This window comes from Allobosea sp. (genome assembly GCF_017308015.1).
Classification (GTDB): Bacteria; Pseudomonadota; Alphaproteobacteria; order Rhizobiales; family Beijerinckiaceae; genus Allobosea.
Window position 1 is genome coordinate 1 of the sequence record NZ_JAFKFW010000002.1, and the last position, 20,689, is coordinate 20,689.

Annotated in this window: 15 protein-coding genes and 1 pseudogene; 7 read left to right on the forward strand and 9 right to left on the reverse strand. The window is 66.9% G+C overall.

Annotated features, from left to right (window positions below; translation table 11 throughout):
- The 3 genes from J0I42_RS00010 to J0I42_RS00020 all read left to right on the forward strand — a co-directional run.
- Positions 1–176, forward strand: a 176-nt coding sequence (locus tag J0I42_RS00010) for an acyl-CoA dehydrogenase family protein (protein ID WP_291652630.1), incomplete at its 5' end; no start/stop codon positions are given.
- On the forward strand, positions 142–1,782 hold the full coding sequence (locus J0I42_RS00015; RefSeq protein WP_291651531.1) for a benzoate-CoA ligase family protein: 1,641 nt from the start codon (positions 142–144) through the stop codon (positions 1,780–1,782). The genes J0I42_RS00010 and J0I42_RS00015, both read left to right, overlap by 35 nt.
- A 46-nt stretch (positions 1,783–1,828) precedes the next feature.
- Entirely contained in the window at positions 1,829–2,236 is a 408-nt protein-coding gene (locus J0I42_RS00020) for a RidA family protein (RefSeq protein ID WP_291651533.1), read from the forward strand.
- A 10-nt stretch (positions 2,237–2,246) separates the two neighbouring features.
- Here J0I42_RS00020 and J0I42_RS00025 read toward each other — a convergent pair whose 3' ends face one another.
- The 6 genes from J0I42_RS00025 to J0I42_RS00050 form a co-directional block, all read right to left on the reverse strand.
- On the reverse strand, positions 2,247–3,881 hold the full coding sequence (locus tag J0I42_RS00025; RefSeq protein ID WP_291651535.1) for a sulfate adenylyltransferase subunit 1: 1,635 nt from the start codon (positions 3,879–3,881) through the stop codon (positions 2,247–2,249).
- Positions 3,881–4,783, reverse strand: a complete 903-nt coding sequence (cysD, locus tag J0I42_RS00030) for a sulfate adenylyltransferase subunit CysD (protein ID WP_291651537.1) — start codon at positions 4,781–4,783, stop codon at positions 3,881–3,883. Before cysD ends, J0I42_RS00025 begins: the two co-directional genes overlap by 1 nt.
- The gene (locus J0I42_RS00035) at positions 4,780–5,589 is read right to left on the reverse strand and encodes a phosphoadenylyl-sulfate reductase (protein ID WP_291651539.1); all 810 of its coding nucleotides are present in this window, start codon (positions 5,587–5,589) and stop codon (positions 4,780–4,782) included. Before J0I42_RS00035 ends, cysD begins: the two co-directional genes overlap by 4 nt.
- Positions 5,590–5,743: 154 nt before the next feature.
- A complete protein-coding gene (locus J0I42_RS00040) occupies positions 5,744–9,160 on the reverse strand; it encodes an error-prone DNA polymerase (protein ID WP_291651541.1) in 3,417 nt (1,138 codons plus the stop codon).
- A complete protein-coding gene (locus J0I42_RS00045) occupies positions 9,157–10,701 on the reverse strand; it encodes a Y-family DNA polymerase (RefSeq protein WP_291651543.1) in 1,545 nt (514 codons plus the stop codon). Before J0I42_RS00045 ends, J0I42_RS00040 begins: the two co-directional genes overlap by 4 nt.
- A complete protein-coding gene (locus tag J0I42_RS00050) occupies positions 10,607–11,437 on the reverse strand; it encodes an ImuA family protein (RefSeq protein WP_291651545.1) in 831 nt (276 codons plus the stop codon). The genes J0I42_RS00045 and J0I42_RS00050 overlap by 95 nt, the downstream gene beginning before the upstream one ends.
- 443 nt (positions 11,438–11,880) lie before the next feature.
- On the opposite strand from J0I42_RS00050, the gene J0I42_RS00055 reads away from it, so the two are divergent.
- The 4 genes and pseudogenes from J0I42_RS00055 to J0I42_RS00070 all read left to right on the forward strand — a co-directional run bounded on the left by J0I42_RS00055 (position 11,881) and on the right by J0I42_RS00070 (position 15,664).
- On the forward strand, positions 11,881–13,326 hold the full coding sequence (locus J0I42_RS00055) for a phospholipase D-like domain-containing protein (protein WP_291651547.1): 1,446 nt from the start codon (positions 11,881–11,883) through the stop codon (positions 13,324–13,326).
- 87 nt (positions 13,327–13,413) lie between these two features.
- Positions 13,414–14,211 (forward strand): annotated as a pseudogene (locus J0I42_RS00060) (endonuclease/exonuclease/phosphatase family protein); the annotation flags it as partial.
- 357 nt (positions 14,212–14,568) lie between these two features.
- Positions 14,569–15,117 (forward strand): chromate transporter, encoded by a 549-nt coding sequence (locus tag J0I42_RS00065; RefSeq protein ID WP_291651549.1) that lies wholly within the window; start codon positions 14,569–14,571, stop codon positions 15,115–15,117.
- 10 nt (positions 15,118–15,127) lie between these two features.
- Entirely contained in the window at positions 15,128–15,664 is a 537-nt protein-coding gene (locus tag J0I42_RS00070) for a chromate transporter (protein ID WP_291651551.1), read from the forward strand.
- Between the two features lie 38 nt (positions 15,665–15,702).
- On the opposite strand, the gene J0I42_RS00075 is transcribed toward J0I42_RS00070, so the two are convergent.
- The 3 genes from J0I42_RS00075 to J0I42_RS00085 all read right to left on the reverse strand — a co-directional run bounded on the left by J0I42_RS00075 (position 15,703) and on the right by J0I42_RS00085 (position 20,627).
- Entirely contained in the window at positions 15,703–16,983 is a 1,281-nt protein-coding gene (locus J0I42_RS00075) for an NAD(P)/FAD-dependent oxidoreductase (RefSeq protein WP_291651552.1), read from the reverse strand.
- Between the two features lie 97 nt (positions 16,984–17,080).
- A complete protein-coding gene (locus tag J0I42_RS00080; protein WP_291651554.1) occupies positions 17,081–19,429 on the reverse strand; it encodes a molybdopterin guanine dinucleotide-containing S/N-oxide reductase in 2,349 nt (782 codons plus the stop codon).
- 181 nt (positions 19,430–19,610) lie between these two features.
- The gene (locus tag J0I42_RS00085; protein WP_291651556.1) at positions 19,611–20,627 is read right to left on the reverse strand and encodes an amino acid ABC transporter substrate-binding protein; all 1,017 of its coding nucleotides are present in this window, start codon (positions 20,625–20,627) and stop codon (positions 19,611–19,613) included.
- Between the last annotated feature and the right edge of the window lie 62 nt (positions 20,628–20,689).

Below are 20,689 nucleotides of genomic sequence, written 5' to 3' on the forward strand. Positions count from 1 at the left end.
GCGTCACCAGGGGCGTCAAGGTGGAGGAACTCTACAGGGAGATCAGGGCGCTGCGCATCTACGAGGGTGCGAGCGAGGTCCAGAAGGTCGTGATCGCGCGCGACCTCTTGAAAGCACATGCCGCAAAGGCAGGGGAACGCCATGACAGCAACCGGGTTCGCGAGATCGGGACATGAGGACAGCTTCGCGCGGGACAACCTGCCGCCGCGCGAAAGCTGGCCCGATCTGAGACTGGAAGAGGCAGGGCTCGCCTATCCCGAGCGGTTGAACTGCGTCGCGGAGCTGCTCGACCGGCACATTGCCGAAGATCGCGGCGGGCGCACCGCCGTGATCGCCAATGATCTGCACTGGAGCTATGCCGACCTCGCCGACAAGGTGAACCGCATCGCCAATGTGCTGACGCGCGATCTGGGCATGGTGAGCGGCAACCGGGTTCTGCTGCGCGCCGGCAACACGCCGATGATGGTCGCCGCCTATCTCGCCGTCATCAAGGCCGGTGGCGTCGCGGTCGCAACCATGCCGATGCTGCGAGCGGGCGAGCTTGCGTATCCCCTGCGAAAGGCCCGGATCGCCCTCGCGTTCTGCGACCACCGTCTCACCGTGGAGCTGGAAAACGCCAGGGCGCAAGTGCCCGAGCTTGCCCGCATCGTCGCGTTCGGCAGCGCCGACAGCGAGCTGGAGACCCTGATGGCGCAACCGGGCTACGCGCGGTTCGAGGCCGCCGACACCGCCCGCGACGATGTCTGCCTGATCGCCTTCACCTCCGGCACCACCGGCGAGCCCAAAGGCACCATGCATTTCCACCAGGATATGCTGGCGATCTGCGACTGCTACGGCGCGCGCGTGCTGAAGGCCTCGCCGGATGATCGCTTCACCGGCTCGCCGCCGCTCGCCTTCACCTTCGGGCTCGGCGGCCTCGTGCTGTTCCCGATGCGGATCGGCGCGGCGATGGTGCTGCCCGAGAAGGCCGGCCCGGCCGAGCTCATCGAAGCGGTCGAACGACACAAGGTCAGCGTCGTCTTCACCGCGCCGACGGCCTATCGCGCCATGCTCGACAAGCTCGACGGCCGGGATATCGCCTCGCTCCGCATCTGCGTCTCGGCCGGAGAAGCCTTGCCCAAGGCGACCTTCGACGCCTGGCAGGCGCGGACCGGCATGGCACTGCTCGACGGCATCGGTGCGACCGAGATGCTGCATATCTTCATCGGCGCACCGCGCGAGGCGATCCGGCCGGGCGCGACCGGAATTCCGGTGCCGGGCTACGAGGCGAAGATCGTCGACGCAGACGGCAAGGTCGTACCGGACGGCACGCCCGGGCGGCTCGCCGTGCGCGGCCCGACCGGCTGCCGCTATCTCGCCGACGAGCGGCAGACGCGCTATGTGCTGAACGGCTGGAACATCACCGGCGACACCTATCTGCGCGATGCAGACGGCTACTTCTGGTATCAGGCCCGTTCCGACGACATGATCGTCTCGGCCGGCTACAATATCGCCGGCCCCGAGGTCGAAGCCTGCCTGCTGACCCATGAGGCGGTGGCGGAATGCGGCGTGGTCGGCGCGCCCTGCCCCGAGCGCGGGCAGATCGTGAAGGCCTATGTCGTGCTGCGCGCGGGGCTCACCGGCGATGCGGCGCTGGCCAAGGTGCTGCAGGAGCATGTGAAGGCCGGCATCGCGCCCTATAAGTATCCGCGCGCCATCGCATTCGTCGAAGCCCTGCCGAAAACGGCGACCGGCAAGCTGCAACGCTTCGCCCTGCGCCAAATGGCGCAGGGCGAGACCTGACCTTTCTTCCAACAGAGCCTGAACGGCTGAATCGAGGCGATACGCCATGTCCGACCACCCGCAATCCCGCGCCATTCTACCCGAAGGCTGGCCGCAGCCGCGCGGTTATGCCAACGGCATGGTGGCGGAAGGCCGCGTGCTGGTCACTGGCGGGCTCGTCGGCTGGGACGCGCAGGGCGTCTTCGCCAAGGACTTCATCGGACAGTTGCGCCAGACCTTCCTCAACATCAGGGCGGTGGTCGAGGCTGGCGGCGGGCGTGTCGAGGATATCGTGCGCCTGACCTGGTACGTCACGGATATCGCGACCTATCGCGCCAGCCTCAAGGATATGGGGCCGGCCTATCGCGAGGCCTTCGGCCGGCATTTCCCGGCCATGGCGGTTGTCGCGGTCACCGCGCTGGTCGAGCCGGAAGCCCTGCTGGAGATCGAGGCGACGGCGGTGGTCGGGACTTAGTCCTCCACCGTCAGATCCCCGCGCCGTGCTGCAAAAACCCGGCCGGAGCCTTGCGCCAGAGGCGCATATGCAGCGCCCGCAAGCCCGGCCGCAGCAGGATGTCGCCGAAGGCCAGCGCCAAAGATGCTGCCGCATTGGCTGTCAGCGCGAAAGCTGCCGCGAACAGCCCAGCCGTGCTCAGGACGCGCCAGCTCACGCCGGCCAACCAGGCCCTGCGATCCGGCGTACCCGAGCGGCCGACGATACGGATGACGCCGCGCTGCGCACGCGCCAGCGCCCCGCCTTCGCCCACCGCCTGCTGGACAGCCCCCTCGCCCGACTCGACGAAGCCGAAGGCCACCGTCTCGTTGCTGATGCGATCGATCAGGATAAAGCCGCCGAGCTCGTGGCTGCGGGCGTAAGGCAGCGAGACCAGCGGGCGATCGAGGCGCAGAGTCACGAGGCCTATGCCGTTCATGCCCAGGCTCTGCGCCGGCAGCGGCTGGAAGCCCTCGATATCGATGCTGTGATGCAGCATCTCGACCGTGGCATTTGCGCTCTGCGTCGCGAGCTTCAACAGGAACTGGCCGCCTTCGAGCATGGCGCGCTCGCCGGTCCAGAGCAGGCGTGCCCTGAGGCCACGGCTGACCGGGAGCGCCGTCCCGGCCGCGGCAATGACATCGCCGCGCGAGATGTCGGTATCGTCTTCCAGCGTCACCGTCGCAGCCTGGCCGGCAGTGAGTTGGCTGACATCGCCCGCCGCACCGATCAGGCGCGCGATCCGACTGGTGCGGCCCGAAGGCAACGCCACGACGGGATCGCCGACGCGGGCGCGGCCCGTGACGGGGGTTCCGGCATAGCCGCGGAAGTTGAGATCAGGCCGATTGACCCATTGCACCGGCAGGACGAAGCCCTCCTCGGCCGGCGCAGCGCGCGCGATCGCGACGCTTTCGAGATAAGGCAGTAGCGCCGGACCGTCATACCAAGGCATCAGCGCTGACGGGCGCATAACGTTCTCGCCGTCGCGGGCCGAAACCGGGATGAAGCGGATCGAGGCGAAGCCGAGGTTCCGCACCGCCGCGCGATAGTCCTCCGCGATCCGCTCGAAGACGGCCGCGTCATAGCCGACGAGGTCCATCTTGTTGATGGCGACCACGACACGGCGGACGCCGACCAGCGAGACGATGAAGGAGTGGCGCCGCGTCTGCGGCAGCAGGCCCTTGCGGGCATCGACCAGGATGATCGCGAGATCGGCGGTCGAGGCGCCGGTCGCCATGTTGCGGGTGTACTGCTCGTGGCCGGGCGTGTCGGCGACGATGAAGCTGCGGTTCTGCGTCGCGAAATAGCGATAGGCGACATCGATGGTGATGCCCTGCTCGCGCTCGGCCGAGAGGCCGTCGACCAGCAGCGCGAAATCGGGCTCCGCTCCTTGAGTACCGAACTTGCGGGAATCGCTGTCGAGGGCGCTGAGCTGGTCGTCGAAGACCGCGCCCGCCTCGTAGAGCATGCGGCCGATCAAGGTCGACTTGCCGTCATCGACCGAGCCGCAGGTGATGAAACGCAAGAGCGAGTGCTGGCCGGTTTCGCTGATGCCGGGCGCATCATTGGCCGGAAGCGGGGCCTGCGCCAGCCTCAGTGCCTTCTTCTTGGCGAGCGCGAAGCCCATCAGAAATAGCCTTCCTGCTTCTTCTGCTCCATCGAACCGGAGCCGTCATGGTCGATGACGCGGCCCTGCCGTTCGGAGGAGCGGGAGGAGCGCATCTCGGCGATGATATCGGTGAGGTTTGCCGCTTCGCTCTCGACCGCGCCGGTCAGCGGATAGCAGCCCAGCGTGCGGAAGCGGACCATGCGGGTCTCGACGGTCTCGCCGGGGCGCAGGTCCATGCGCTCGTCATCGCGCATGATCCAGGCGCCGTCGCGCCGAACGACCGGACGCGGAGCGGCGAAATAGAGCGGCACGACCGGGATATTCTCTAGGGCGATGTAGTCCCAGACGTCGCGCTCGGTCCAATTGGACAGCGGAAACACGCGAAAACTCTCGCCGCGATGCTTGCGGGTGTTGAAGAGCTGCCAGGGCTCGGGGCGCTGGTTCTTCGGGTCCCAACGATGCTCCGGCGAGCGCAGTGAAAAGACGCGCTCCTTGGCCCGGCTCTTCTCCTCGTCGCGGCGGGCGCCACCGAAGGCGGCATCGAATTTGTGGAGATCGAGCGCCTGCTTCAACCCTTGCGTCTTCATCACATCGGTATGGACGCGCGAGCCGGAGGCGAAGGGGTTGATCCCGGCCTCGACGCCCTCGCGATTGATATGGACGATCAGGTCGAGCCCGAGCCGCTGTGCCGTCTCGTCGCGGAAGGCGACCATCTCGCGGAACTTCCAGGTCGTATCGACATGGAGCAGCGGGAAAGGCGGCCTGGCCGGATAGAAGGCTCTCATCACGAGATGCAGCAGGACGGCCGAGTCCTTGCCGATCGAATAGAGCAGCACCGGCTTGTCACAGGTCGCCACGACCTCGCGAATAATGAAGATCGCCTCGGCCTCGAGCTTCTGCAGATGGCTGAGCTGGATCACTGGCGCAGCTCCACAGCCGAGAGCGTGGCGCGCGCCAGCTTTCCGTCCTGTCCCACATGCAGGCCGCACTCCTTGGCCGCATCATCCTCCCACCACCAGCGCCCGGCCCGCTCGGGCTCGCCGGGGCGGATGGCGCGGGTGCAGGGCTGGCAGCCGATCGAGACAAAGCCCTGCGCGTGCAGCGGGTTGATCGGCACGCCGTTCTCCTGCGCGAAGGCGAGCGCGCGCTCGCGCGTCCAGTCGATCAGCGGGCTCGCCTTGACGAGGCCGCGCGTTGCATCGGCCTCCGCCAGCTTGACGCCGCCGCGCGCTGCCGACTGATCAGCGCGCAGGCCGGTCAGCCAGATGGAAGCGCCGGCCAGCGCCCGGCCGAGCGGCTCGACCTTGCGGATGTCGCAGCAGGATTTGCGTGCCTCGCGCGAGCCATAGAAGCCGTTGATGCCATTCTGGCGGACATGAAGCTCAAGCATGTCATGGCGCGGATAGTACGGGCGGATCACGATGCCGTAGCGCTCCTCGGTCCCCTGCCAGAGCGCGTAGACCTCCGGGAAGAGCCGGCCGGTATCGAGCGTTGCGAAGGTCACCGGCAGCTTCGCCGCTGCAATGAAATGGGTGAGGACCTGATCCTCAAGGCCGAAGGAGGTGGTAAAGACCACCCGCCCCTGCGCTTCTCCGACGATGCCGGCGAGACGCCCGGCAACGTCCTCATTGCCGAACGCCGTATCGAGCGCGGCCGCACGATGCGCCAGCAATGCCTCTGCCGGCGTGGTCGCGGTGGGTTCGTCCGAGCCGAAGCCGTTCGCCATGATCGCTGCCGCCTGTTCGATAAATCGAACAAACACTTATATCCATGGCGGCAAAGGTTCAATTTACGGCAGATAGCGCGTTTTTTCTTATTTAACTCCCATTATAGAAGTTTGTTTTGGCGGACGGATCGCACCTTCCCACGCATCGCCTCCCTCAATGGAAATCCCGCGATTTCGGGAGGATACGAACATTGCGCGGGTGGCGATGGCGCGGCAGCGGCGGGTTCTTCAGTTCGTCCACGGGCATCGGAACCTCGGCGCGATGCGTATCCGAGAGCGACAGCAGGTCGATCGAGCGATCGGCGATGCGCTGCGCCATGAGGTGGGTGACGCCCTCGACGCTCTTCTGGACCCGGCCCTCGACCAGCATCAACCGTGCCCCCATGACCTCGCGGCGGAAGCGTTCGAACAATCTCGCCCAGATCACGACATTGGTGATGCCGGTCTCATCTTCCAGCGTGATGAAAATGGCGTTGCCCTTGCCCGGCCGCTGCCGCACCAGCACGATTCCAGCCGTACGGACAAAGGCGGCATCGGGCTTCGCCTCCGTCTCGGCACAGCTCAGCACCCCCTCACGGCGGAAGCGCGGGCGCAAGAGCTGCATCGGGTGGCCCTTCAGCGAGAGGCGCACCGTCTGGTAATCGGCGACGATATGCTCGGCGAGCGGCATGACCGGGAGTGCCACGCTCCGCTCCGAGCCCAGTTCGCGCGCCTGCGCGGCCTGGAAGAGCGGCAGAACGGGATCGTCCGGCAGGCGGCGCACGGCCCAGAGTGCCTCTCGGCGGTCGAGCCCCATCGAGCGGAAGGCATCGGCATCGGCGAGCAGGCGCATGGCGCGGGCGGGAAGGTCGGCGCGGCGCATCAGTTCCTCGACATCGCGGTAGGGGCCACCCGCTTCACGCTCCTGTGCAATGGCCTTGCCCCAGTCCTCCTTGAAGCCGTCGATCTGGCGGAAGCCAAGACGCAAGGCGAAGGGATCCCTTTTGCTCTCCTGACCCGGCCGATCGCGGTAAGAACTTGATTCCGAAACGGCCTCCAAGCTGTTGTCCAAAAAGCTGGAATTGACATCGGCCGGGCGCGGCTCGACGCCGCCGTTCTCCTCCGCCTCCCGCACGATCTGGGCCGGCGCGTAGAAACCCATCGGCTGGGAATTCAGCAATGCGGCAGCGAAGGCGGCCGGATACCATCGCTTCAGATAAGAGGAGATGTAGACCAGCTTGGCGAAGGAGGCGGCGTGGCTCTCCGGGAAACCGTAGCTGCCGAAGCCCTTGATCTGCTCGAAACAGCGCTGGGCGAAATCGCGTTCATAACCACGTTCCACCATGCGCTCGACCATCATCGTCTCGTAATTGCCGATGGTGCCGGCATTACGGAAGGTCGCCATCGCCTTGCGCAGGCCATTGGCTTCGATGTCCGAGAATTTGGCGGCGACCATGGCGAGCCGCATGGCCTGCTCCTGAAAGAGCGGGACGCCTTCGGTCTTGTTCAAGACCTCGAAGAGCTCGTCCGGCTGCCCATGCTCCGGTGAAGGAGCTGGATAGGTCACTTCCTCAATCTTCGCCCGCCGCTTCAGATAGGGATGGACCATGTTGCCCTGAATCGGGCCGGGGCGGACGATCGCAACCTGGATGACGAGATCGTAGAACTTCCGCGGCTTCAGCCGCGGCAGCATGTTCATCTGGGCGCGGCTCTCGACCTGGAAGACGCCGAGCGACTTGCCCTCACAGAGCATGTCGTAGGTCGCTTTGTCGCCATCCTTGAGGTCGGCGAGCGCGTAATCCTGTCCTCCATTCTCCCTGATCAGATCGAACGCCTTGCGGATGCAGGTCAGCATGCCCAGCGCCAGCACATCGACCTTCATCAGTCCGAGTTCGTCGATGTCGTCGCGGTCCCATTCGATGAAGGTGCGGTCCTCCATCGCGGCATTGCCGATCGGTACGGTCTCGTCGAGGCGTCCGCGCGACAGGACGAAGCCGCCGACATGCTGCGAGAGGTGGCGGGGATAGCCGAGCAGCCGGGTGGCGAAGTCGACGGCGCGGCGGATCGTCGGATTGGTCGGATCGAGCCCGGCCTGGCGGACGCGCGCATCGCCGATCTCGCTGCCCCAGCTCCCCCAATTCGTATCGGCGATGCGGGCGGTGACGTCCTCGGTCAGGCCCAGCACCTTGCCGGCCTCGCGGATAGCGCTGCGCGGCCGATAATGGATCACGGTGGCGGCGATGCCGGCGCGCTCACGGCCATAGAATTCATAGATCCACTGGATCACCTCCTCGCGCCGCTCATGCTCGAAATCGACGTCGATATCGGGCGGTTCCTTGCGCTCGGTCGAGATGAAGCGCTCGAACAGCACGTCGTTCTCGTCCGGGTCGACAGCGGTGATGCCGAGCACGTAGCAGACGGCGGAATTGGCGGCCGAGCCACGGCCCTGGCAGAGGATACCCCGGCTCTCGGCGAACTCGACGATCTGGCGGATCGTCAGGAAGTAACGGGCGTATTCGAGCTTCTCAATGAGGGCGAGCTCCTTCGCCAGCAAGCCTTGAACCTTGTCCGAAACGCCGTCGGGATAGCGGATCAGGCAGCAGCGCCGGACCAGCTCCACCAGCCAGTCCTGATCCTTCCAGCCGGGCGGGATCGGCTCATCGGGGTATTCGTATTTGAGCTGGCCGAGATCGAATTCGATGCGGGAGAACAGGGCTTGCGTCTCGGCGATGGCCTCGGGCGCATCGCGGAAGAGGCGAGCCATCTCCTGCGGCAGCTTGAGATGGCGCTCGGCATTGGATTCGAGCAGACGCCCGGCCCGCTCGATGGTGGTGCCCTCACGGATGCAGGTCAGCACGTCCTGCAGGTCGCGCTGCGCGATGGAATCGTAGAGCGCGTCATTAGTCGCGATCAGCGGCGTGCGGGTCGCTGCGGCGATGGCCTTGAGCCGCGCGAGGCGACGGCGATCGTCGCCGCGCCGGTGCATGCTGGCGGCAAGCCAGACCGCGCCGGGGGCGGCATCGTCGAGCCGGGCCAGCAAATCGGGCAGGCCATCGAGGCTGCGCGCGGGCATCAGGATCAGCAGCAGGTCGCGGGCATCGTTCAGGAGATCGTCGAGGACGAGCCGGCATTCGCCCTTCTTCACCCCCTCCTTCAGGTTACCATGGCTGAGCAGGCGGCAAAGCCGGCCCCAGCCGGCGCGATTGGCGGGGTAGGCGACAATGTCGGGCGTGCCGTCGGCGAAGACGAGGCGCGTGCCGGTCGCGAGCTTGAAGCACTCCGCCTTTGCCTTCATCTCTGCGGGAGTGAAAGGCAGGGCGGCGCATTCGGGGTTCTCGGCCCAGTAATATTCGCCGGGGCTGCCGCCTTCCCTGACCTTGTCGGGCGCCGGCAGGCCGTCCTCGCGCAACTGCTTCAGCGCCGCCCAGGCGCGCACGACGCCCGCCACCGTGTTGCGGTCGGCGATGCCGATGCCGGAATAGCCGAGCAGCAGCGCCGTCAGCACCATATGTGGCCCCGGCGAAGCGCCACGCAGGAAGGAAAAATGCGAGGCGGCAACGGGTTCAGCGAAGGGGCTCCCAATCTGATTCATGCGAAGAGCCCGTGCAGGAACCAGCGCGGCGGAGCGCTGTCAGCCTCGTAGAAGCCAATGCGGTAGAGCCAGAAGCGGCGCCCTTGCACATCCTCGACGCGGTAATAGTCGCGCATCGGCTCGTCCGAACCGTCGCGCCACCATTCGGGAGCGATGCGCTCCGGCCCCTCGGCGCGGGCGACGTCATGGATAAGATGCCGCCAGCGGAAGCGGATCGGCGGACCGTCCGGCACCTCCGCGATCGCTTCGATCGGTTGAGGCGGCTCGAAAAGCTGGAGCGGGCGGGCCGGCGGCTCCTGCGGCTCGGGCGCGGGCCAGGCTGCTTCGGGCAATGGCGCAGCGGCGGAGAGCACCTTGGCGGCACGGACGGGATGATGCGTCTCCTGTGCCACGAAACGCAGCACCCGGTCGCGGCCGAAGCGGGTGACGAGCCGGTCGACCAGATCGGCCACCGCCTCCTCCTCGACCGCCCGGCCATCGAGGCTTTGCTGGGGCGTGTCGAGCGGCTCGCAAAGGGGCACGGCAAGCTTGATCGCATCGAAACCGAAGCCGGGGTCGAGCGGGTCGGCCAGCGTCTCGACGCGCTCGCGATAGAGCCGGAGCAGCGCCTTGGCGTCGCGCGACGGGCGGCCGGTCTCGATGGCGAGGCGGCGGAGAGTGCCGTCACTGCGGAAGAAACCGAGTTCGAAGATGCGCCCGCCCTCGCCGCGGGCTTCCAGCACCCGCGCCGCCTCCCCGATCAGCCTGACGACCACGGCTTCGAGGTTCGCCGCATCGGTGAAAGGCTCGGCGAAATGACGCTCGACCACGCAATCTGGCGGCGGTCGAAGCGGCGTGATGCGGCGGTCTTCATGACCGAGGATGCGCCGGAGCTTGACCGCCAAGGCCTCGCCGAAACGAGCGGAGAGCGTCTCCGAGGGGCGCTCCGCGAGATGGGCGAGCGTCTTGAGGCCGGCGCGGGAGAGCGCGATCACGGTTTCCACGTCGGTATCCAGCGCCGCGGTCGGCAGCGAGCGCAGCAGCGCCTCCTCCTGGCCCGGCAGGACGAGGCCCCCATGGCCATGGCGGGCGCAGGCGCGGGCGGCGTCGGGCGTGCCGGCGATGGCGGCCTTCACCTTGAGGCCCCCGCGCTGCATGGAGCGCCCGGCCAAATTGCCGAGCCCGGCTTCGCCGCCGAAGAGATGGGCGCAGCCGGTGATGTCGAGCATGAGGCCGTGCGGTTCGTCCAACGCGACCAGCGGGGTGAAACGGTCGCAGAAACCGGCGAGCGCTTCGAGGAACTCGCGATCGACCTGCGGCTGCGTCTCCAGCGCGACGAGGTCGGGTATGCGGGCGCGGGCATCAGCCAGCGTCATATCCCGCGTCAGGCCGAGATCGACGGCGCGTTTATCACAATCGACGATGCGCAGGGCATTGCCCTGCATCTCGGTCAACACATGCGGCTTCTCAGCCGGCGCGCCGGAATTCGGAATCGCGCCCGTCCGCCGCAACCTGTCCGTCGCCAGATAGGGGAACCAGAGGGCGAGATAGCGGCGCGACATGGTCTGTCCGGGCAGAGCGATCGAAAAGGTTGCGTTCCGCAAAGCAATGTCGGTCACGGTCCCACTCCACACGCCACTCACGTTCGGCCGCGCCGCCGCGCTGGCGCTGCAATCTCAGGGCGAAGGCCGGGGTGCCCGGCGCATTCGCCTCCAGCGCCCGCGAGGCGAGCGCCCTCACCTGCCAGCGCGTGCGCGCCGCGCTCGGCACCTCGGCGGCAGCGACGCGCAGCAGCAGCACCGGCACGCCCGAGGCTTCCGCCGCCAAAGCGAGACGCCGGCTCGCCGTCAGGTCGAAAGGGCGCGGCTCGCCCCAGGGCTCGATCAGCACGGCGCCCAGTGCCGGACAGCGCGCCGCCTCGGCTCCGGCCCGCAATACGCCCTCACCGTCCCGCGCCCGCACCAGCAGCAGACGCGCCGGATCGAGGCCGAATTCGTTCAGTCCCGGCGCATGCAGGCGCCCAGACTCGGCATCGACGAAATCCTGCCGCGCCCAGAAGATGGTGCGATCGCCGGTCTTCTCCTCGACCTGCCCTGCCCGCAACGCGAGGCCGAGCGCGAAACCGGTCGCAGCAGCGAGATCCGCGACCTCGGCGGCATAGACCTCGTGCAGCGCCGCCCGCACGAGCCCGCCGTTCAGGATTTCGTCCAGACCGGGCACGCCCAGGCCGATCCGGTCGGCCGCAGCCGTGCCACTCCGCCGGGCGGCTTCGGCAAGGCTACGACGCAGATCGGACAAGGTCGGTGCGGTTTCCGGCATGGGAGCACGATAATTGTTCTCTATTTGTTCCTATACAAGGGTGCCCGCCGGAAGGCGAGTCGAGTCTTCCGGCCGTCCCCATGCCCCTGCCAGAGCTTGACGCGGACCGGGTCTCGCCGCTGCCGGCATCCCACTCGACCAGATCGGCTATCTCTCGGGTCTCTCGTCGACGGCGGCGGAGCTCGCGGGCCCGGCCATCCGCCCTGGTCGCGACGATCGAGATGCCCTCACAGGCGAAGATCGTGCAGCCCTCAGGTGCGGGAGCGGCCAAAGCCGGTTGAGCATGACGGATCGCGCCGCCACAGACGGGACTGGGTTCGTGATTCAAAAATCGCGTGCGCAATCCCGCTTTTTTCTCCGATCGCATTTTCTTCACGCGAACCGGTGCCCACTTCGCTCGAAAATGCTCTAGCCTCGGTCCCATGTGGGGGATTCTCCAAGACTACTGGCCGCATATCCTCGCCGTCATCACCATCATGACGTCGACCGTCGCAGGCGCGCATGCGGTGATGACGAAAGACGAGGTGCGCGCCGCCATCGGCTGGGTCGGCGTCATCATCCTCTCGCCGATCGTCGGGCCGCTGCTCTACGCCATCGCCGGGGTCAACCGCATCCGGCGCGCCTCGATCATGGCCCAACGGCCGGGCCATGGCATGGCGGCGGCCGATTTTCATGTCGAGGACGAGGCGGTCGCCACGAATTTCGGCCGGCGCTTTCTTGCGCTCAAGACGCTCGGCGACCGCGTCGCCCGCCATCCGCTGACGACCGGAAACCGCATCGAAACGCTGGAAACCGGCGACGAGGCCTATGGCGCGATGCTCGCTGCGATCGCGGCTGCCGAACGCAGCATCATCCTGGAAAGCTACATCTTCGACCGCGACCCGATCGGCCTGCGCATCGCCGATGCGCTGATCGACGCACATCGGCGCGGCGTCACGGTCCGGGTGCTGATCGATGCGGTCGGCGCGCGCTATTCGGTGCCGAGCATCGCCGGGCATCTGCAGGAGGGCGGCGTCGCGGTCGACGTCTTCAACGGCAACATCATCATGGGGCTGAGGCTGCCCTATGCCAATCTCCGGACGCACAGGAAGATCATCGTCGTCGACGGGGTCGTCGGCTTCATGGGCGGCATGAACATCCGCGAGGGCTTCACCCGCGAATTCGCCGGCGATGCCTTCGCCCATGACACGCATTTCCGCATCGAAGGGCCGGTGGTCGCCGACCTCTTCGCGGTGGCGGCCGAGGACTGGTGCTTCGCCACCGGCGAAGCGCTCACCGCTTCCGCCTGGGAGATTCCCGCGCTGGAACGAGGCGGCATGCCCGTGCTGGCGCGCGCGGTGCCGTCCGGACCGGACGCCTATCTGGAGACCAATCACAAGCTGTTGATCGGCGCGCTGTCGGTGGCGCGCCATTCGGTCAAGATCATGTCTCCCTATTTCCTGCCGGACCAGGAGCTGATCAGCGCGCTCGTCACCGCGGCGCGACGCGGGGTGGACATCGATATCGTCGTGCCGTCGGTCAACAATCTCGTGCTGGTCGACCGCGCCATGACCGCGCAATTCGATCAAATCCTGAAGAATTACTGCCGGATCTGGCGCTCGACCGGTGCCTTCGACCATTCCAAGCTCCTCGCCATCGACGGAAGCTGGGCCTATATCGGCTCCTCCAATCTCGATCCCCGCTCGCTGCGTCTGAATTTCGAGATCGATCTCGAAGTCCTCGACCACGGCTTCACTCGCGCGATCGAGCGCCGGATCGAGACGGTGATGGCGAGCGCGACACCGGTCACGCTTGCCGGCCTGCGCGCCCGGCCCTATGTCATGCGTCTGATCGACAGGCTGATCTGGCTCGGCTCACCCTATCTCTGAACCGGCCCGGTCATCTCCCTGACGCCATGAATGCCTAAGCCTTCACCCGTTCGACCAGGCGGGTCCGGAGCACGAGCCGGCGGAGCGATGCAGAAGAAGAACCAGAGCCTCCCCGCCAGCATCATCGCCTCGCTGCGCCAGCGCAAGAACCGTCCCGGCACCGTGGCGGCGGACGGTAATGGTCGCACAGGCGGCACGTTGGTCGCGTCCTACAACGTCCATAAATGCGTCGGCGTCGACGGCCGCTTCGATCCCGGCCGGATCGGGCAGGTGATCCGCGAGATCGCCCCGGACGTGATCGCCCTGCAGGAGGCCGACAAGCGCTTCGGCGCCCGCCACGGCCTGCTCGACCTCGCCCGGCTGAAGGAAGAGACGGGGCTCGTCCCGGTTCCGGTGGAAAGTGCCAATGCCGCGGCCCATGGCTGGCACGGTAATGTCGTGCTGTTCCGGCAGGGGCTGGTGCGCGATGTCCATCAGGTCTCGCTGCCGGGCCTCGAGCCGCGCGGGGCCTTGGTCGTCGATATCGACCTGGAGAGCGGCGCGGCGCTTCGGATCGTCGCCGCGCATCTCGGGCTGCTCAGGCGTTCGCGCTCGCAACAGGCGCATATGATCATCGACCTGATGCGCAGCCGGGACGAGCGCCCAACCCTGCTGCTCGGCGACCTCAACGAATGGCGGCTCGGCGGCCGCTCGGCGCTCAGTGCGCTCGATGCCGCCTTCGGCGCGATGCCCGTGCCGGTGCCGAGCTTCCCGGCAGGGCTGCCCCTGCTGGCGCTGGACCGGATCATCGCCAACCGCCCGGAGATCCTGTCCGAGGTCGCGGTCCACGACACGCCATTGGCGCGCATCGCCTCCGACCACCTGCCGATCAAGGCCTTCATCGACCCGGCCATGGCGGCGCCGCCGGTCAGCGCACCCGAACTCATGCTCGTGGCGGCGGAGGCGGCGCCCGCTGCAAGGATGACGGCACAGCACAGGGAGGCGCCCTTGCCGTTCCCGGCGTTATCGTCCGGCAAAGGGCATCGCGGCAGCAACCGGGAGCTCGTGCGCAAGGCCGGCGACCAGTTGAAGCGCGCCGTCAAGCGCACCCTACGCCGGCCGGGCGCTCCAACCCGCTGAGGCTTCCTCCGCCTCATCAGGCCCGCAGAGCCCGGCCTCATGCCGGCAATGCAGTTCGACGCTGGCCAATTCCGACGAAGCCTGCTTTCTGGATTCGTCAGCCGTCTCAGGACGCAGAATCAGATGCCGGATGCCTTGGCCGAGCGCCCGAACGCGCTGCAACTCTTCCTGATCTTCGCACGGATCGGGCTGACCAGCTTCGGCGGCGGACTGAGCGGCTGGATGCTCAGGGAATTCGTGCAGCGTCGCCGCCTGATGAGCGAGGAGGATTTCCTCAACGGACTTTCGGTCGCGCAGGCCCTGCCCGGCGTCAATGTCACCAACATGGCGATCTGGATCGGCTACAAGCTCGGCGGGCGCAACGGCGCCATCGCCTCCTGGCTCGGCATCGTCGTGCCGGCCGCCTTCGTCATCGTTCTGATCGGCAGCGCCTTCGCCTGGCTCGCGGGCTATGAGCTCAGCCATGTCGCACTCAGCGGCGCGGCGTCGGCAGCAATCGGCCTGTCACTGGCGATGGGGCTGACAGCCGCGCGCCGGGTACCGCGCCGCGTGTTTCCGCTCGCGATCATGGCCGCGACCTTCGTCGCCGTCGCGATCCTGAAATGGCCGCTGCTCTGGACAGTGCTGGGCTTCGGCTCGATCAGCGTTGCCGTGGCCTACAGGAACGGCTGAGCTTCATCCGATGCCGTCCCTCCCCTTCAGCATCCTTCTTGTCTTCCTGCCGCTGTCCCTGGTGACGATCGGCGGCGGCCAGAGCGCCATTGCCGACATGCATCGGCAGATCGTCGAGGTGCACCACTGGATGACCGCCTCACAATTCGTCGACGCCTTCGCGATCGCACGGCTGGCACCGGGACCTGGCTCGCTGCTGGCAACACTGATCGGCTGGCAGATCGCCGGGTTCTGGGGGGCAGTCGCAGCGACCGCCGGCATCTTCGGACCGACCGCCTTCCTGATCTACGGCGTCGCCCATATCTGGTCGCGCTACGAAGGCGCTCGCCTGCTGCGCGCGCTTGAAAAGGGCTTACGGCCGGTCGCGGCCGGGATGATCCTGGCGGCGAGCTATGTGCTGATCCTGTCCCTCGACACCGGCTGGCTCGGCCGGGCCATCGCGCTCGTCTCGACAGCCCTGCTGATGCTGACGCCGGTCAACCCGCTGCTGCTGATCGCAGGCGGTGCGGGCTGTTTCGCCGGACTGCATCTGCTGGCGCTGATCTAGCTGGCCAGAGCTCCCGCCTCGGTCAGGCTAGACAGGTCCTAGCGCCCGCGGATCAGGTCGGCGGCCTGATAGCTCCAGTAGGTCAACTGGACCGCGGCGGTGCCGAACGGGCCGCCGTTCCAGACCAGGCCGAAGGGCGCGAACAGCTTGTAGCGGTCGCTGGCACCCTGGATCGCCTCGGCGATGACAGTGCCGCCGATCGCGGTGGTGTTCATGCCATGGCCGCCGAAGGCCGTGCAGTACCAGACGCCTGGCCGGTACTGGCCGATCTGCGGCATGAGATGGCGCGCATAGGACATCAGGCCGGACCAGGCGGCCTCGATCTTGAGCCCGGCAAGTTGCGGATAGGTCGTGACCATCTCGTGGCGCAGGATCGCGGCGACGTCGCTGGGCTCGGTCGTGCGGGTGGTGATCCGCCCGCCCCAGAGGATGCGAGAGCCGCCCTCGACCGTGCGGTAATAGTCGCCCGCGCGCCGGTCGTCGCCGACGCCGGCACCGATGCGGATCGCCTGCCGGATCAGGTCCGGTGCGGCCTCGGTCAGCAGCACATAGGTCGCGATCGGGATGTAGGCGCGCCGCAAGGCCGGCAGGACGCTTCCAGTATAGCCGCCGGTCGTGAACAGCACCTGCTCGGCCGCGATCGTGGCCTTGGCCGTCTTCAACCGCTTCACGGCGCCGTCGAGCTCGCAGGAGATAACCGGCGAGCCTTCGTGGATCTTGCCACCGAGCCGGACGATCTCGCGGGCGAGCGCACGGGCATAGTTCAGCGGATGGAAATGGAAGGAATCGTCGGCCGTCAGCGAGGCGTGATATTTCGGCGAATTCAAAAGCGCGCGGGTCTCGTCGCGGCCGAGATAGCGGAGCTTCCGTCCGAAGCGCTTCTCCTGCGTATCGCGCGCCGCCTGAAGCCCGGCACCGCCATCATAGCGCACGACCTTCATGATGCCGGGCGACGGCGCGGCTTCCGTGATCGCGAGGCTCTCGATATTGCCGCGGACGATTTCGACGCCCTCCATCGTCAGGCGATAGAGTTCGTCGGCCTGCTCGCGCCCGGTCTGGCGCTCGATCGCGGCAAGCGAAGTCGCATAGCCCGGGCTGACAAAGCCGCCATTGCGGCCCGATGCGCCCCAGGCGACGCGCTCAGCCTCCAGCAGCAGGACGGAGCGACCGGCGCGGGCAAGTTCCAGCGCCGCCGTCAGGCCGGCAAGGCCGCCACCAACGATGCAGATTTCCGTCTTCAGCGCGCCTTCGGCCGGCGGATAGCTTTCCTCGGTCGCGAGCGTGCGGCGGTAATAGGTGTCGATATAGGAGGAAGACATGCGGTCTCGCGGAGAGCAGGCAGCGGGCTGTTTTCGTCGTCAGCTATGGCGCGATCCGTCGTCGGTTTCCAGAGCGGCGGATCGTGGATTCTCAGGCTTATTCAGCAGCCTCGGCCGCGCGCGAGCCCGGCGGATCGAAGGCCTGGATCGGCGGCAGGTTGCCGTCGAAACGCGCGACCTGAACCGTGGTGAGCTGGCCGGTGCAGCCCTGCGCCAGCGCCGAGGTGCCGATGTCGCGGGTCAGCACGTTCGGATTGCCGTGGACGCAGAGCGGCTTGTCCTCGGTGGGGTCGGCGGGGTCGTACCACGCGCCGGTCGGCAGTTGGATCACGCCCTTGCGGATCCCGTCGGTGACATGGACGGCAGCAAGGCAGGCACCGCGCTCGTTCGAGAGCCGGATGATGTCGCCATCGGCGATGCCGCGCAGCGCCGCGTCGTCCGGATGCATATGCGCGACCTCGCGGCCGCGATGCTTGGCGTCGCTGCTATGGCCACCGAAATCGAACTGGCTGTGCAGCCGGGTCCGGGGCTGGTTGGCGACGAGCACATAAGGATTGGCCTCGTCCGGCACATTGGTCGCGCCGAGCCAGGCCGGATGGCCGGGGCAATCGGCCTCGCCGAAACCGGCGATCGTCTCCGAGAAGATTTCGAACTTGCCTGATGGCGTCGGCAGCGGCGCGGCATCGGGATCGTTGCGAAAGGCGCGAAGATTGCCGCCATCGTCGGGCTGCTGCGGCAGATCGAAGCCCTCCCCCGCCCAGAACTCGGCGAAGCTCGGCGCCGGCAGGCCCTTCGTCGCTAGCGCCGTGCGGGTCGGCTCGTAGAGATGCTCGAGCCATTGCCGGGCGGTGCGGCCCTCGGTGAAGGCCTCCCCCGTGCCGAGGCGCTCGGCCAGATCGGCGAAGATCGCGTAATCGTCACGCGCCTCGCCATAAGGTGCGATCACCGGATGCATCGGCACCAGCAGCGGGTCGTTGGGATTGCCGCCGATATCCTCGCGCTCCAGCGTCATCGTGCAGGGCAGCACGATATCGGCGTGGCGGGCGGTCGCGGTCCAGGCGAGCTCGTGCACGACCAGCGTGTCGATGCGGGCGAAGGCCTGACGCAGGCGGTTCAGGTCCTGATGATGGTGGAACGGGTTGCCACCGGCCCAGTAGACCAGCTTGATCTCGGGATAGGTCCGGGTCTGACCGTTATAGCGATAGGTCGCGCCAGGATTGAGCAGCATGTCGGAGATGCGCGCGACCGGGATGTAATCGCTGATGGGGTTCTTGCCTTGCGAGAAAGTCGGCATCGGCACGGCATTGTAGCGCCGGCCATAATACGCGATGGCGCCAAGCCCGTAGCCATAGCCGCCGCCAGGCAAACCGATCTGGCCGAGGGCGGCCGCGAGCACCATGCCCATCCAGACAGGCTGCTCGCCATGGGCGGCGCGCTGCAGGGCATGGGCCACAACGATGAGCGCGCGCTTGCCGTGGAGACGCCTGGCCAGCGCGACGATCTCGTCGGCCGGCAGGCCGGCGATCGGCGCGGCCCAGGCCGCGTCCTTCGGCTGACCGTCGGTCTCGCCGACCAGATAGCGTTCGAAGACCGGCCAGCCGACCGTGTAGCGGTCGAGGAAGGCGCGGTCATGCAGGCCATTGACGACCAGCGTGTGGACCAGCGCCAGCATCAGCGCCGTGTCGCTGCCTGGCCTGTTCGCGATCCAGTCGGCATGGGCTCCGGCCGGCAGGTCGCTGCGCAGCGGGCTGACCAGCACGAACTCGCAGCCGCGCTCCTGCGCCCGCTCCATCGCGCCGCGCTCGACATGGCGGCTGGTGCCGCCGCCAGCGACCATGCTGTTCTTCAGCGCCATGCCGCCGAAGGCGAGCACGATCTCGCTGTGATCGGCGATCTGCTCCCAGGAGACGTTGCGCTTCACCAGATCCTCGTAGTCGCCGATGATATGCGGCACGAGGACGGACGAGGCACCTGAGGAATAGCTGTTGACCGACTTCACATAGCCGCCGGTCGAAGTATTCAGAAAGCGGTGGATCTGGCTCTGCGCATGGTGGAAACGGCCGGCGCTGGCCCAGCCATAGGAGCCGCCGAAGATCGCGCCGGGGCCATGATCGTCGCGCACGCGGCGCAGCTCGGCGGCGAGCCTGTCGAGCACGGCCGGCCACGACATCGGCACATACTCGTCACGACCGCGGCGATCATCGGGGCCGGGACCGTTCTCCAGCCAGCCGCGGCGAACCATCGGCTGGGCGATGCGGGCACGGTGACGCAAGGCCGCGGGGAAGTTCTGGATGATCTCGTTGGGGTCGGGATCGACCGGATGCGGACGGACTTCCAGTTCCCCGCCCTGCATCCGGGCCGAGAACACGCCCCAATGCGAGGTATGCGGGCGGAAGGCCTCGCTTTCGGCCACAGCTTCGTTTGCCGGAACGATCGGAGCCGCCATTGCCTTCACCCTCCTCTTTCGGGCTGGAACAGCCACTCCCTCATTCCGCCTCCCCGCTGCGGATCGCAAGGGGTTTTGGCGGATTGCCGACAGACGTAACGCGCGGGACGGAACGCAGAAGGGCCCGGCTGCGTCTCGCTGCCGGGCCCTTCCTCATGTCAGTCGACGGATCGCGCCGCGCTTAGCGGATCGGCGCGGCGTATTGCAGGCCGCCATTGGTCCACAGCGCGTTCTGACCGCGCGCGATCTTGAGCAGCGACTTCTCGCCGAGATTGCGCTCGAACATCTCGCCGTAATTGCCCGTGGCCTTGATGGCGTTATAGGCCCAGTCGTTCTTGAGGCCGAGCGCCTCGCCGAAGGTGCCTTCCTTGCCCAGCAGACGCTTGATCTCCGGATTGTCCGACTTCTCGCGCATCTCGTCGACATTCGCCTGGGTCACGCCGAGTTCCTCGGCCGTGATCTGGGCGAAATGAACCCAGGTGACGATGTCGAACCACTGGTCGTCGCCGTGGCGGGTGACATAGCCCAGGGGCTCCTTCGAGATCGTCTCGGGCAGCACGATGTGGTCGGCCGGCGCCTTGAAGCGCATACGCTCGGAATAGAGACCCGACGCGTCCGTGGTGAAGGCGTCACAGCGGCCGCTTTCATAGGCCGCGGTCGCCTCGTTGTTGGTGGCGAAGGTCACCGGCTCGAACTTCATGTTGTTCTTGCGGAAATAGTCCGCCGTGTTGAGCTCGGTCGTGGTGCCCTGCTGGATGCAGATCGAGGCGCCGCTGAGCTCCTTCGCCGATTTGATGCCGAGCGACTTCTTCACCATGAAGCCCTGACCATCATAATAATAGGTCGCGCGGAAGTTCTGGCCGAGCGTGGTGTCGCGGCTCATGGTCCAGGTCGTGGTGGCGGCGATGAGGTCGGTCTCGCCCGACTGAAGCGCCGTGATCCGATCCTTCGAGAGAAGCTGGATGAACTTCACTTTGGTCTGATCGCCGAAGATGGCCGCGGACAGTGCCCGGCAATAATCGGCATTGATGCCGGTCAGGACGCCATTCGCATCCGGAACCGCGAAGCCGGCGAGATTCGCGCCGGTGCCGCAATGCAGGATCCCGCGCGACTGAATGGTCTTCAGGGTCTGCGCTTCCGCAGACACCGAAACGGCGCAAACGACGGCGGCGGCGAGCGCCAGGGTAAGCTTCATCATTCCATCCCCAGATAAGAGTAGTATCTACGATGTTCCACGCGACCCGGCTCCCGTCAATCGGC